The 14,458-nt window shown below is 59.3% G+C and carries 9 protein-coding genes, 2 tRNA genes and 3 rRNA genes; 8 read left to right on the top strand and 6 right to left on the bottom strand.

Annotated elements, in window-relative coordinates; all coding sequences use genetic code 11:
• Nucleotides 1-510 precede the first annotated feature (510 nt).
• The 5 genes from GJR98_RS09495 (at nt 511) to GJR98_RS09475 (ending at nt 7,317) form a co-directional block, all read left to right on the top strand.
• Nucleotides 511-1,984: ribosomal RNA gene (locus GJR98_RS09495) — 16S ribosomal RNA — on the top strand.
• Nucleotides 1,985-2,078: 94 nt separating this feature from the next.
• Nucleotides 2,079-2,150: transfer RNA gene (locus GJR98_RS09490), tRNA-Ala, on the top strand.
• A gap of 213 nt (nt 2,151-2,363) precedes the next feature.
• Nucleotides 2,364-5,275 (top strand): 23S ribosomal RNA (locus GJR98_RS09485).
• Nucleotides 5,276-5,388: 113 nt separating this feature from the next.
• Nucleotides 5,389-5,510, top strand: a 5S ribosomal RNA gene (gene rrf / locus GJR98_RS09480).
• The 16S, 23S and 5S rRNA genes sit together here with 1 tRNA gene alongside, the layout of an rRNA operon.
• Before the next feature lie 577 nt (nt 5,511-6,087).
• Nucleotides 6,088-7,317, top strand: a complete 1,230-nt coding sequence (locus GJR98_RS09475; protein ID WP_151137666.1) for a hypothetical protein — start codon at nt 6,088-6,090, stop codon at nt 7,315-7,317.
• Between the two features lie 105 nt (nt 7,318-7,422).
• Here the strand turns inward: GJR98_RS09475 and GJR98_RS09470 are convergent, their stop codons facing one another.
• A complete protein-coding gene (locus GJR98_RS09470; protein WP_151139419.1) occupies nt 7,423-7,824 on the bottom strand; it encodes a hypothetical protein in 402 nt (133 codons plus the stop codon).
• 61 nt (nt 7,825-7,885) lie between these two features.
• Entirely contained in the window at nt 7,886-8,209 is a 324-nt protein-coding gene (locus GJR98_RS09465; protein WP_151137664.1) for a hypothetical protein, read from the bottom strand.
• A gap of 212 nt (nt 8,210-8,421) precedes the next feature.
• Here GJR98_RS09465 and GJR98_RS09460 point away from each other — a divergent pair, with 212 nt between their 5' ends.
• Nucleotides 8,422-9,612: a redox-regulated ATPase YchF gene (locus GJR98_RS09460; RefSeq protein WP_151137662.1), complete on the top strand. Its 1,191-nt coding sequence runs from the start codon at nt 8,422-8,424 to the stop codon at nt 9,610-9,612.
• 54 nt (nt 9,613-9,666) lie between these two features.
• The gene (locus GJR98_RS09455; protein ID WP_151137659.1) at nt 9,667-10,035 is read left to right on the top strand and encodes a hypothetical protein; all 369 of its coding nucleotides are present in this window, start codon (nt 9,667-9,669) and stop codon (nt 10,033-10,035) included.
• Between the two features lie 26 nt (nt 10,036-10,061).
• Here GJR98_RS09455 and GJR98_RS09450 read toward each other — a convergent pair whose 3' ends face one another.
• The 4 genes from GJR98_RS09450 to GJR98_RS09435 all read right to left on the bottom strand — a co-directional run bounded on the left by GJR98_RS09450 (nt 10,062) and on the right by GJR98_RS09435 (nt 13,550).
• The gene (locus tag GJR98_RS09450) at nt 10,062-10,667 is read right to left on the bottom strand and encodes a GNAT family N-acetyltransferase (RefSeq protein WP_151137657.1); all 606 of its coding nucleotides are present in this window, start codon (nt 10,665-10,667) and stop codon (nt 10,062-10,064) included.
• Between the two features lie 78 nt (nt 10,668-10,745).
• Nucleotides 10,746-12,065: a 5'-deoxyadenosine deaminase gene (locus GJR98_RS09445; protein ID WP_151137655.1), complete on the bottom strand. Its 1,320-nt coding sequence runs from the start codon at nt 12,063-12,065 to the stop codon at nt 10,746-10,748.
• Nucleotides 12,066-12,233: 168 nt separating this feature from the next.
• Nucleotides 12,234-12,308, bottom strand: a tRNA-Glu gene (locus tag GJR98_RS09440).
• 84 nt (nt 12,309-12,392) lie between these two features.
• Nucleotides 12,393-13,550, bottom strand: a complete 1,158-nt coding sequence (locus GJR98_RS09435; protein WP_151137652.1) for a metal-dependent hydrolase family protein — start codon at nt 13,548-13,550, stop codon at nt 12,393-12,395.
• Nucleotides 13,551-13,683: 133 nt separating this feature from the next.
• On the opposite strand from GJR98_RS09435, the gene GJR98_RS09430 reads away from it, so the two are divergent.
• Nucleotides 13,684-14,421, top strand: a complete 738-nt coding sequence (locus GJR98_RS09430) for an SDR family oxidoreductase (RefSeq protein WP_151137650.1) — start codon at nt 13,684-13,686, stop codon at nt 14,419-14,421.
• The last annotated feature ends 37 nt before the right edge of the window (nt 14,422-14,458 follow it).

The raw sequence follows: 14,458 nt of genomic DNA, 5'->3' as shown, positions 1-14,458 counted from the left end.
CCCCTCGTGTCTATTTTTCCCACAGAGCCACTAAATCAACGGCGTTAAATGTAACCGTGCCATTCGAAGTAATGTGAAGAAGCGCACGGGGGCACTCCCCCCGAAGGCTTCGTCCGAACGCCCACCGACCCAAGGTCGTTTGGCGCATCACGGGATGACACACCTTCCCGGGGCGCCGATGATACGACGGCCTTAAGTGGTCCAAGGCATTTCGGAAGAATGCGAACGACACAACGCGATTTCGGGGCGTTTCAACGCGTCCCGATTCACGGGTTGGGTCGAGCGAGGTTCGACGGGTTTATACCCTCGAACCACCTCGATTCAAATCCGAAGGAAATGAGGATTCCGCCCCTGCGGTACGCCGCAAGACGGTATCTGATGTTAGCCCTAGTAGTTCGGTGATATCCGAACGGATATCAGCGAACTCGGACCTTTGAACGGTGATTTGACAGCATTATGCTGCCATTCACCCGCCAACACCCCGCGACCAGGTTTAAATGGTCGCGACCCATTCCGGTTGATCCTGCCGGAGGTCATTGCTATTGGGGTCCGATTTAGCCATGCTAGTTGTACGAGCTTATACTCGTTGCGAAAAGCTCAGTAACACGTGGACAAACTACCCTACGGAGAACGATAACCTCGGGAAACTGAGGCTAATAGTTCATAGGGGAGTCGCGCTGGAAATGCCGACTCTCCCAAACGCTCCGGCGCCGTAGGATGTGTCTGCGGCCGATTAGGTAGACGGTGGGGTAACGGCCCACCGTGCCGATAATCGGTACGGGTTGTGAGAGCAAGAGCCCGGAGACGGAATCTGAGACAAGATTCCGGGCCCTACGGGGCGCAGCAGGCGCGAAACCTTTACACTGTACGCAAGTGCGATAAGGGGACCCCAAGTGCGAGGGCATATAGTCCTCGCTTTTCCCGACTGTAAGGCGGTCGGGGAATAAGGGCTGGGCAAGACCGGTGCCAGCCGCCGCGGTAATACCGGCAGCCCAAGTGATGACCGATATTATTGGGCCTAAAGCGTCCGTAGCCGGCCACGAAGGTCCATCGGGAAATCCGCCAGCTTAACTGGCGGGCGTCCGGTGGAAACCACGTGGCTTGGGACCGGAAGGCTCGAGGGGTACGTCCGGGGTAGGAGTGAAATCCCGTAATCCTGGACGGACCACCGATGGCGAAAGCACCTCGAGAAGACGGATCCGACGGTGAGGGACGAAAGCTAGGGTCTCGAACCGGATTAGATACCCGGGTAGTCCTAGCTGTAAACGATGCTCGCTAGGTGTGGCACAGGCTACGAGCCTGTGCTGTGCCGTAGGGAAGCCGAGAAGCGAGCCGCCTGGGAAGTACGTCCGCAAGGATGAAACTTAAAGGAATTGGCGGGGGAGCACTACAACCGGAGGAGCCTGCGGTTTAATTGGACTCAACGCCGGACATCTCACCAGCTCCGACTATAGTAATGACGGTCAGGTTGATGACCTTGCCACGATGCTATAGAGAGGAGGTGCATGGCCGCCGTCAGCTCGTACCGTGAGGCGTCCTGTTAAGTCAGGCAACGAGCGAGACCCGCACTTCTAATTGCCAGCAGCAGTTTCGACTGGCTGGGTACATTAGAAGGACTGCCGCTGCTAAAGCGGAGGAAGGAACGGGCAACGGTAGGTCAGTATGCCCCGAATGAGCTGGGCTACACGCGGGCTACAATGGTCGAGACAATGGGTTGCTATCTCGAAAGAGAACGCTAATCTCCTAAACTCGATCGTAGTTCGGATTGAGGGCTGAAACTCGCCCTCATGAAGCTGGATTCGGTAGTAATCGCATTTCATAAGAGTGCGGTGAATACGTCCCTGCTCCTTGCACACACCGCCCGTCAAAGCACCCGAGTGAGGTCCGGATGAGGCTGTCACACGACAGTCGAATCTGGGCTTCGCAAGGGGGCTTAAGTCGTAACAAGGTAGCCGTAGGGGAATCTGCGGCTGGATCACCTCCTAACGAACGAGACCACCCCGACGGGGTGGCTCACTTTCGATCTCCCGAGTTCGCTGACGTCCGTTCGGACACCTTAGAACTACTAGGGCTGACACGGGCCCATAGCTCAGTGGTAGAGTGCCTCCTTTGCAAGGAGGATGCCCAGGGTTCGAATCCCTGTGGGTCCATGGTAAGCAATGTTCAACCCTCGTTGAATCGTGCCCCTTAAGTGTGGGACGACGATACGAAGGAATGAGCATTGACGACTGATGCACCAACCCGCGCAAGCGTGGTTGGGAAGGGTCGAAAACGCGCCAGAAGACTACTGGGCGTTTGATGAAACCGTGTGTACGTGCAATCCAGGCGTCCACTGGACCCGTTCTCCGGGTCACAGTGACTATATCAACTGGCTACTGTGCCAGCTGGTGGATAGCTCGGCTCGAGAGCCGATGACGGACGTGCCAAGCTGCGAAAAGCCTCAGGGACCCGCATGGAGGGAAAGAACTGAGGATCTCCGAATGGGAATCCCCACGCAATTGCCTTGCGCAATGGGGAACGCTCCGAATTGAAACATCTTAGTAGGAGCAGGAAAAGAAAGCAATCCGCGATATCGTGAGTAACGGCGAGTGAAAGCGACACAGTCCAAACCGAAGCCTTCGGGCAATGTGGTGTACGGACTACCCGTAACGGACCTGGATCTTATGTGAAGTCTCCTGGAACGGAGCGTGATACAGGGTGAAAACCCCGTAACATAAGAGAAAGGTCCCGGGGTTGTTCCAGAATAGCGGGGGTTGGATATCCCTCGTGAATTACGCAGGCATCAACTGCGAAGACTAAACACTCCTCGAGACCGATAGCGAACAAGTAGCGTGAGCGAACGCTGAAAAGCACCCCGAAAAGGGCGGTGCAATAGGGCTTGAAATCAGTTGGCGATAGAGCGATGTAGCATACAAGGTCGTCTGACGAATGAACCGAGAGCGATCTCACAGTAAGACTCAGACGAAGCCGATGTTACGTCGTACGTTTTGAAAAACGAACCATGGAGTGCATCTGACTGGCGAGTCTAAGGGGTGAACCCCCGGAGGCATAGGGAAACCGATACGGCCGCAGTCTTTGACCAGGGCCACCGTCTTCAAGGGCGGGGAGCCAACCGGATGCGACCCGAAACCAAGTGATCTACGCCGGAGCAGGGTGAAGCGTGGCGAAAGCTGCGTGGAGGCCCGTTAGAGTTGGTGTCCTACAATACCCTCTCGTGACTCTGGTGTAGGGGTGAAAGGCCCATCGAACTTGGCAACAGCTGGTTCCAACCGAAACATGTCGAAGCATGACCTCTGATGAGATAGTTCGTGAGGTAGAGCGACCGATTGGGAATCCGGACTCCGAGAGGAGTTCGCTTCCCTGTCAAACTCCGAACTTACGAACGTCGTAGACTCAGGGAGTCCGGTGTGCGGGGTAAGCTTGTGCACCGTGAGGGAGACAACCCAGAGCTAGGTTAAGGACCCAAAGTGTGGATTAAGTGCGATTGAAGATTGTCTCGAGCCCTAAACAGCCGGGAGGTGAGCTTAGAAGCAGCTACCCTCTAAGAATAGCGTAACAGCTTACCGGCCGAGGTTCGAGGCGTCGAAAATGATCGGGGCTCAAATCCACCTCCGAGACCTGGCGGCGTACTCATAGTACGATTCCGTAGGTTGGCATACTGTTTGGGTGGAAGCACGGGGGAGACTTCGTGTGGACCGAGCAGCAAAGAAAATCATGGTCTCAGTAGCAGCGAGAGTCGGGTGTGAACCCCGACGGCCTTACGCGCAAGGGTTCCTCGGCACTGCTAATCAGCCGAGGGTTAGTCGATCCTAAGTCTATCCGTAACTCGAAATAGATGAAAGGGAAACTGGTTAATATTCCAGTACTATCTTGCACTAAAAGTCGACGCTTTAGGAAACACCGAGCGGGGCCTTCGCCCCGTCGAATCACCGAACTTCGTGGAAGCCGTAATGGCACGAAGCGAAAGAATGGTGAGATAGGGAAACTCGGCGGTACCTAGAGCCCGTGAAAAGACGAGCAAGATAATCGTACCGAGATCCGACACAGGTGCGCTGGCAGAGCAAGCCAAGGCCTGTCGGGATCAACCGACGTTAGGGAATTCGGCAAGTTAGTCCCGTAAGTTCGCGATAAGGGATACCTGCTCTTGATCGAGCAGGTCGCAGTGACTCGGACGCTCCGACTGTCTAGTAACAACATAGGTGACCGCAAATCCGCAAGGACTCGTACGGTCACTGAATCCTGCCCAGTGCGGGTATCTGAACACCCATTACAATGGGACGAAGGACCCGTCAACGGCGGGGGTAACTATGACCCTCTTAAGGTAGCGTAGTACCTTGCCGCTTCAGTAGCGGCTTGCATGAATGGATCAACGAGAGCGTCACTGTCCCAACGTTGGGCCCGGTGAACAGCACGTTCCAGTGCGGAGTCTGGAGACCCCCAAGGGGAAGCGAAGACCCTATAGAGCTTTACTGCAGGCTGTCGCTGAGACGTGGTCGCTAATGTGCAGCATAGGTAGGAGCCGTTACACAGGTACCCGCGCCAGCGGGCCACCGAGGCATCATTGAAATACTACCCGTTAGTGACTGCGACTCTCACTCCTGGCGGAGGACACCGGTAGCCGGGCAGTTTGACTGGGGCGGTACGCGCTCGAAAAGATATCGAGCGCGCCCAAAGATTTCCTCACGCGAGTCGGAAACTCGTGGAAGAGCGCAAGAGCAAACGGAAGTCTGACAGTGACATTCCCAACGAGTGTCGCTGACGCGAAAGCGTGGTCTAGCGAACCTACGAGGTTCATTCATGGGACCCGTAGATGACAGAAAAGCTACCTTAGGGATAACAGAGTCGTCACCGGCAAGAGCACATATCGACCCGGTGGCTTGCTACCTCGATGTCGGTTCCCTCCATCCTGCCCGTGCAGAAGCGGGCAAGGGTGAGGTTGTTCGCCTATTAAAGGAGGTCGTGAGCTGGGTTTAGACCGTCGTGAGACAGGTCGGCTGCTATCTATTGGGGGTGTTTAGGAACATGACGTGAACGTTCGTATAGTACGAGAGGAACTACGAATGGGTGCCACTGGTGTACCGGTTGTCCGAGAGGGCAGTTGCCGGGCAGCTACGCACCGCAGGGTAAGAGCTGAAAGCATCTAAGCTCGAAACCTACACGGAAAAGAAGTTCCACTGAGGTCACTCGTAGAAGACGAGTTCGATAGACTCGGGGTGTACGCAACGAGGCAACGAGTTGTTCAGCCCGCGAGCACTAACAGACCAAGCCACATTCATACGCACTGAGACCCGAGAACGGGTCCAGGCGCAAACTGGATTGCACGTACAAAAATCAACATCGACGCCACCGATATTGGTATGGCGATGGTTCGATTCCATCGATCGGAATTAAGGCGGCCAGAGCGGTGAGGTTCCACCCGTACCCATCCCGAACACGGAAGTTAAGCTCACCTGCGTTCTGGTCAGTACTGGAGTGAGCGATCCTCTGGGAAATCCAGTTCGCCGCCCCTACTCATACTCAGAAAGCCCACCGGAGATTCCTCCGGTGGGCTTTCTTCATTTATGGCGAGTGGGATTCTTCCCGCTCGCAGTTTTCATCCGAGAGCGGCAGCGCTGTCGAGTCGCGGGAGCATCGGGCTCGGAGTCACGAGTGCATTTAGCTCATTGAATCGTGAGTGCATCCAGCTCATTGAATCGCGAGTGTACCCGGCTCGCTGGAGAGCGTCGCTTCGCGTCTCCCCACGCATCGCTACTGCACTCGTTCTCCACCCGGGCGCTCTTCGACACACGTCCGTCTAAAGACGGCCGTGACTCGATACGCGATCCACCAAAACACGACCACTCGTGGTGGTCGAACCCCTTCCTCGACCCGGTGTTTTCCCACTCGAACGCGGTGGAAGGCTCGAAGTCGGCGTCCGCCACTGTGGTGAAACACTATCAGTACCATCCGGGTTGTTCTCGGTCGAAAATGGACGAAAATCGACAGACAAAAGCCCGATTCAAGAATAGTTGAATAACGTGAAATTCAGCGAAAACCGAAGTCACGATTGACCCCTTTTACCGTATCGGGGTTAGAAGAGAGGGGTACATGCGCGGTAGCAAACTCATCACAGCAATCATGGTCATTGCGATGCTGACCGTCGCGATGGTCCCCGGGGCCGTCGCCGCAGAAAGCGACGACCAGTCCCTCCAGGTCGGCGTCTCCCAAGACGTCGAGACGGGCAACGCGACAGTGACCGTGACGCGGAACGATACAGACAACACGGCCGTCGATAATGCGACGGTCGTCGTCGAATCGAACGGTAACTACAGCGGTAACGACACGTACCAGACGGACTCGAACGGCACCGTCGAACTCCCGAACCCGGAAGAACGCGTGACCGTCACGCTGAACGTCACCACGGAAGATGGGAACAACACGACGGAAGTCTCCGAAGAGCTCATCCCACTCAATGAGTCGCTCGACGTCTCTGTCGAGCAGGACGACGCCAACGACACGCTGACTGCCACCGTCACGCAGTACGACGAACTGGTCGAAGGCGCGTCGGTGCAGGTCAACGGGACCGACTACGAGAACGACACGTACCAGACGGACGCCAACGGCACCGTCGAAGTTGTCGAACCCGCGAACGCCACGAACCTCACGTTCAACGCGTCGAGTGGTGACCTGACGGCAGAAACCACGGTCAGTGTCGACGGCAACGACCTCGGACTGACGGTCGAACAGGTCGACAACACGACCATCGTCATCAACGTCACTGACGACGATGAACCCCTCGAGGGTGCGAACGTCACCGTTAGCGGTGACTACACGGATGCTGGCGACTACGAGACCGACGAGAACGGTACGGTCGACCTCGCGGCCCCACTCCAGAACAACACGACGCTCGAAGTAACCGCCGAGTACGAAGGGCAGACCATCTCGAAGACCGTCACGATCGACGGTGAACTCGAAGAAGACGACCCGTTCGGTGCGTTCGTCAGCACGTTCGTCGAGCGCCTCAAGCAGAGCACTGTCGAAGGCCCGATGGGTCAGGCAGTCTCGGAGTTCGTGACCGAGAACAACCCAGGTAAGGCAGACGAAAAGCGCCCAGACCACGCTGGAAAGAAGGACAAGGGCGACAAGAAACAGGGCCCACCTGAACACGCGAAGAAGGGCAACACTGACGAAGACGCTGACGCAGAAGACGCTGACGCAGAAACCACCGACGACGACTCGACCGAAGAGGAAGAGTCGACTGAAGAAGAGGAGTCGACCGATGAGGAAGACTCCAAGAACAACGGAAAGTCGAACAACGGCAAAGGCAACGGTAACTAACGCCTCGTCGTCGAACGCAGTTTTTTCGGAGAATACGCGACCCAGAGCGCCGCCGCTGTCGAAGCGGAGCGTGACGAGCAGGGAGTGTGACGAGTAGGTGGCCGGTCACTCGGCCGAAGTAATCTTTTCAGCGTCGATATCGCACAGTGTGCTGACTCGCTCCACCGACACGTCGAATCGCTCGACTGCGAGGGTTGCACCGGTGACGACGAGTTCGTCGTCGACACGTGCAGGGACGCCGCTCGGATACCACGCTGAGTCGTCGGTCGCACGGACTGGAGACCGAAGTGAATCACGAAGCCGTCGGTCGGCGAATACCGTCGAGATGAACGCGAGCGACGCAGCGAGGGTGATGCCGCCGCTATCGAACGTTGCAGTCGCCGATTCGCGTCTGGCAGTCTCGAGTGCGCCTGCGAGGGCGAACGACTGTCTCGACTGGGTGTCGCTGCCAGACTGGCCTTCTCCGTCGACGTCGACAAGTGCTTTCGAGAGCGCTGCGTCCTGCATCTCTCGAATCGCCAGTTCGGTCGTCAGTTCGGAGTCGTGCACGGGTGTGTGGAAGAGTACGTCACGCCGTTTCGAACGACGGTGTCCGAAGTGTGTGGTCGACGAGCGTCTCGTCGGGGCGAAGCGTGACTGTCCCGAGGAACACCGTCTCGCCGTCGGGTGCCTTCGAGGCGATGGTGCTGAGGACGTCTTGTTGGTCGAGGATGTCCCACGTGATGCGTTCGACGAGTTGCTGGAACGCCTCGGGGTTCGTCCATCCGGAGTCGATGTCGGACGGGACGTTGACCACGAACCGAAGTTCGGTGTCCGTGACGTGGATGCCGACGCCGAACGTGTCTGCATCCTGTGTCTCGTCGGTCGCACTCGTGTCGTCCGAATCGGTCATCAGCGGAACTCTGCGACGTGAGGACAAAGATGCACCGGACGTCTGCCGGGCGGCCAGTCGGGTCGATGTAGCGTGGCGACCTCGGGTGTCTTCCCCTCGGGGTCACGTCCGTGGAATCACTCGCCACGGCCTCGCTAGCGTGTGAATTCCACACACAGCGCAGACGAACGTCGAACCGTTATTAGCGTTCGTCCCGCCAGTCCGACCAACGAATGAGTTACAAGATCGGTCTCGTCGGAAAACCCTCCGTCGGGAAATCCAGTTTCTTCAATGCGGCGACGATGAACGACGTTCCGGAGGGCGCATATCCCTTCACGACGATTGACCCCTCCATCGGTGAGGCGTACGTCCGTGTCGAGTGTGCGGCCCCCGAGTTCGACGAATCGTGTACACCCTCTGTCGGTTACTGTGACGACGGCATGCGCTTCGTCCCGGTCAAACTCGTCGACGTCGCGGGTCTCATCCCCGGTGCCCACGAGGGAAAGGGCCTCGGCAACCAGTTCCTGACCGACCTCAACGAAGCGGACGTTCTCGTTCACGTCGTCGACTTCTCCGGCGAGACAGACATCGAAGGCGAGGCAACCGAGGGCCACGACCCTCGCGAGGACATCGACTTCCTCGAGAACGAACTCGACATGTGGTATCTCGGCATCCTCGAGAAGGGTATCGACCGGTACCGGTCGGGCTACCACGGCGAAGAGAAGGACATCGAAGTCGACCTCGCCGAGCAGATGTCGGCGTTCAAGACGAACAAAGACGAAATCAAGCAGGTCATTCTCTCTCTGGACATCGGACTCGACCCCGACGAGTGGGACGACGAGGACAAAGAGGCGCTCGCCCGCGAGATTCGCAAGCGCACGAAACCGATAATCATCGCGGCGAACAAGATGGACAAGCCAGTTTCCCAAGAGAACTACGAGGAAATCACGTCGGACCCCGACTACGACCACCTCACGTTCACCCCGACGAGTGCCCACGCGGAGAAGGCGCTGAAGAACGCCGACGAAGGCGACGTCCTCGACTACCAGCCCGGTGACGACGACTTCGAGATCGTCGGCGACGTGAGTGAGGAACAGGAAGCGGGTCTCGAACAGATTCGTGAGTTCATCTCCGAGTACGGCGGGACGGGCGTCCAGCAGTCACTCGAGATGGCTCTGTTCGACGTGATGGGCGCAATCGCCATCTTCCCCGGAAGCGCCAACGGGAAGTCCGACTCGCAGGGCGTCTTCCGCGACTGCTTTATCCTCCCCGAGGGGTCGACGACCGAAGACTTCGCGTACCATCTCCACTCCGACATCGGCGACGGGCTCCTCCACGGCATCGACTGCCACTCGAAGCGCCAGATTGGCTCTGACCACGAACTCGAACATCGTGATGTGGTCGAGATTATCTCTACGAACTGACCTTCACTGACCGCAACCGTAACACGGTTATACACTCGGGTGCAGGGGCGGTGTATGGGTGAGGCCGAAACGTCCGCAGCAGCACTCGACGTCGAGATCGGGGGACTCGGCGGCGAAGTGACGCTCGCAGACCTGTTCCCACCGTCGTGGGTCGAATCACGCTGTGATGCGACATCGATCGGTGAATTCGTGGATAACAGCGGATTCGACGTCTCCGACCAGGAGTCCTTCGAGTCCATCCCGACCCACAAGTGGGACCGATACGTGGATACACACTCCGAGTTCGACGACTGGCAGTCGATGCTGTCTGCTGCTGTCGAACGCTACGTCCTCGAACGGGCGGGAACTACCGACTCCGACCACGGCGTGTCGGGCACCGAAACCGAGTCGGTCAGAGAAGAGTCTGCCGGAGCGCAAGTCTAACTGCACACCGGTACCAGAACGTCTCCTTAGCTCTGTGCGGTGTCGTCGACGGACGCGGCGCCGCGCGCAAGTGCTTCGTCCCACCAGTCGTGAGTCTGCGCTGTCGCGACCGAGAGCGGTTCGTCGGGGTCGTTCGGGTGTGCGCGTAGGTCCAGTTCCCACCACTCCACGTCGTGCCACTCGTCGTGCTTGAAGCCCATTCGCTCGAATCGACCGACGCGTTCGAAGCCGAACGACTCGTGGAACGCGATACTGGCCGGATTCGGGGTCGTGATGACCGCGTACGCGGTCACGTAGCCTTGTCGTTCGAGGACGTCGAGGAGTGCGGTGTACAGTCCATGAGCGACGCCACGGCGCTGGAACTCGGGGTCGACGTATATCGACGTCTCGACTGCCCATTGGTAGGCCTCGCGCTCTCGGATTGGGCCGGCGTACGCGTATCCGACGACGTTCCCGTCGAGTTCACAGACCAGCCACGGGTGATGTGTCTTCTTTCGAAGTTTCGTTTCGAGGTCGGCGACGCTGGGCGGGTCGTACGCGAACGTAATCGCCGTCTGTTCGACGAACGGTTCGTAGATGTCACGGATAGCGGGGAGGTCAGACTCCGTCGCGGGGCGGAGGCGAACAGCCATACCTCTGGTGCGGGAGTGTGGAGAGATAGATGCGGCGATGGTGGCCGGTTTCGCAGGGAGAACGGGATTCGAGACCCGTCAGTTGTCGATAGCGGGTGTGTCGGTGCCAATTGTCTCCGCGTACGCTCGCGCGCGGCGACGGATGGCGTCTGCGTCCGCGCGAACGTGCTCGCCACCGTCGTAGAGCACGTTGCCGTCGACCATCGTGAAGACCACGTCGTCGCCGTGGGCCGAAAAGACGAGGTGTGACAGCACGTCGTGAAGTGGTGTTGCGCGCGTCACGTCGGTCGTGAGGCCGACGACGTCGGCTTTCCACCCCTCACGGAGACACCCCACACGGTCGAATCCGGCGGCTTTCGCGCCGTTTCTGGTCGCCATCTCGAAGACGGTCGACGCGGGCGTGTTCGTCGGGTTGAGCGAGTCGACTTTCTGAAGGAGACTGGCCTGTCGCATCTCGGTGAAGGGGTCGAGCGTGTTGTTACACGGCGGGCCGTCGTTGCCGAGTGCGACGTTGATGCCGCGGTCGAGGTAGTCGGTGATGGGCGCGATGCCCGACGCGAGTTTCATGTTCGACGACGGGCAGTAGGTGACGTGCGTACCCGTCTCGGCGAGTACCTCACGTTCAGACTCGTCTGTGTGGACACAGTGGGCGAGAACGACGTCGTCGCCGGTGAGGCCGACTTCGTGTAACCAGTGGATATTCCGCATCCCCGTCTCGGCCTCGATGGTCGCGATTTCGTCTCGGTTCTCGCTCGCGTGAGTGTGGATTCGAACCCCGTCGTAGGCGTCGACGAGTTCGCGCACGCCGCGCAGGCACGCTTCGGAGCAGGTTATCGCGAATCGCGGTGTGACCGCGTACTGGAGTCGGCCGTCGAAGGTGTCGTGGTACTGTTCGATGAGTCGTTTCGACTCCGCCAGCGCTGCGTCGGTGTCTTCTTGCAGGTCGTCGGGTGAGTTCGTGTCCATCAGCACTTTCCCAATACGCCCGCGAATTCCCATCTCTCCGGCCGCCTCGAAGGCTTCCTCGGCGTGTCGGACAGAGAGGTGGTCGATGACCGTCGTCGTCCCGGACTCGATGCATTCGAGGTAGCCGAGTTCTGCGGCGACGCGCATCCCGTCGGCGTCGAGGCCGGCTTCCATGGGGAGGACGTGGTCGAACAACCAATCGAGGAGCGAGGTGTCGTCGGCGATGCCTCTCCCGAGTGACTGAACCGAGTGGACGTGTCCGCCGACGAGTCCCGGTGCGACGATGTCGAACTCGCGTCGCTCGTGCGTTGGGTACGTCTCTTCGACCGACGCTCTGTCGCCGACTGCGACGATACGGTCGTCTTCGACGACGATAGCCCCGTCTTCGATGATGGTGGTCGCGTCCGCAACCACCGTTCCCGCGAGTAACATCCTCGTTCGGGTAGTAGAGCGGTGGTGAAATAGTTGGGGTACTGAATCGGTGAGATAGGATTCGAACCACGGTCGCTCCTTTCAGTCGCTCCCTGATTCGAATCCCTTCCTCCGCAGTTTGGAATCAGACACCGCTCGCTGTCGCTCGCGGGTCAGAATTGGGAAAAGTGCTCCGTCAGGGATTCGAACCCTGGTCATCACCGTGAGAGGGTGATATGATTGGCCGGACTACACCAACAGAGCACGTTGGTACATTCACAATTATCGCGTGGTTTCGTAAAAGGTTGTCGCTTCAACGCGGCCGTGACACCCGCTGCCGTGTTGCGATTAGACGACCTGTGAGCCGGCGCGATACACCTGCTGGGTCGTCTGCCACGCGCTCGCATCTTCGCTCGGGTCGGCTTCGAGTACGACGAGGTCTGCGACGTAGCCTTCGGCGACTTTGCCAACGTCGTCCAGCCCGAGCAAGTCTGCTGCGCTGACTGTCGCCGCTTCGAGTGCCTCGGCCGGTGAGAGGCCGTACTCGACCATCAGTTCCATCTCACGGAGCGCGTTCTGTCCGTGTTCGTTGAACGGCGTCCCCGCATCGGTTCCCATGGCAATCTTCACGCCAGCGTCGAGCGCGTGTTCCCACGCGACTTCGAAGCGCTCGGCGGCATCTTCGGCCTTGGCGACTGCTTCTTCGGGGATTCCGGCGTCGATACCGTGTTCGACGATTTCGAGGACTGCCGAGGCGGTCGGCACCCAGTAGGTTCCGTTCTCGACGAGGAGCGACGCCGCCTCTTCGTCCATGAACATCCCGTGTTCGATGCTGGTGATGCCTGCGCGGGTGGCGTTTTTGATACCTTCTTCGCCGTGGGCGTGGGCCGCAGTGGGGATGCCTTTGGCGCTCGCAGCCTCGACCAGCGCGCGCATCTCCTCTTCGGTGAGTTCCGGTGCACCCGTGACTGCGCCCTCCGTGAGCACGCCGCCAGTCGCCATGCACTTGACCACGTCGGCGCCGCGTTTGAGTTGCTCTCGGGCAGCCTTTCGAACCTCGTCAGGGCCGTCTGCCTCGCGGCCAAACCAGTGGCCGTGACCGCCGGTCATGACGACGTTCTCGCCCGCAGCGAGGACGCGCGGCCCGGGGACATCACCGTCGGCGACGGCGACTTTCGCACTCGTCGCGAGGTCTCCCGGCGACCCGAGGTCACGGACCGTGGTGACGCCTGCTTCGAGTGTCTCGCGGAGGCTGGCGGTCGCTCGGTAACAGGCCCGCTCGACGGTTTCGCTTCGGTACGACGCCACGTCGGGGCGACTGTCCATCATCAAGTGGACGTGTGCGTCGATGAGTCCGGGTGCGACGACGTTCCCGGACACGTCGCGCGTCTCTCCTTCGATTTCGTCACCGACAGACTCGATTCGTCCCGTCGATTCGTCGATAACTACGTTGGCTTCGCGGGTTCCGTCGATGTCGACGACCCGTGCGCCGGTGAGTGTGAACATGCCTCTCTCAAGCCGGTGGTGTGATGTAAAGACGTGGGTGGCGGCCAGGGAGCGCAGGTGAACCTTCCAGTCGCGGACTGCAATAACCCACAGAAGGGAATCGTTGATTGTCTTGCCCATCACATCGACACCCATGCGTGACAATCTCACAGACCGTGTCGCACTCGTCACCGGCGCGAGTGCGGGTATCGGCGAAGCTACCGCACACGCCCTCGCAGACGCGGGCGCGAACGTCGTTCTCCTCGCTCGGCGCGAAGACCGACTGCTCCGCATCGCCGAAGCACTCGAATCCGACCACGGCGTCGAGACGCTCGTGATTCCAACCGACGTGCGCGACGAAGACGCCGTCGAAGCGGCGTTCGACCAGACGGTCGACGAGTTCGGACGTGTCGACGTGGTGGTGAACAACGCCGGCCTCGGACGCGGGTCGGACGTGGAGTCGATGACGACCACCGAGTACCGACAGATGATGGATACGAACGTCGACGGCGTCTTCTTCATCTCGCGCGCTGCCCTGCCGCACCTCCGCGAGACGGCGGGGAACCTCATCTTCGTCGGGAGTTTCGCCGGACAGTATCCACGTCCGTTCAACCCGGTGTACGCCGCGTCGAAGTGGTGGGTCCGTGGCTTTGCACACAGTCTAGAAGGACAGGTCGGCGACGCCGACATCGGCATCACGGTGGTCAACCCGAGTGAGGTTCGGACGGAGTTCGGGTCGGAAGACGGCGAATCGTTCGAAGTTCGGTTCGAGGCGGGCGAAGTCACCGAACCCGAAGAGATTGCCAACGCGATTCGCTTCGCGGCGCTCCAGGACGACTCGACCGTCAGCGAACTCGACCTCTACCGACGCGACAAGTTCACTGGGTGGTAACAGAGGGACCACTAGATGGTAACAGAGGGACCACCTG

Source organism: Haloferax marinisediminis, from assembly GCF_009674585.1.
Classification (GTDB): Archaea; Halobacteriota; Halobacteria; order Halobacteriales; family Haloferacaceae; genus Haloferax; species Haloferax marinisediminis.
Note: the sequence above shows the minus strand (reverse complement) of the source record. Positions and strands in the feature narration are given on the sequence as shown.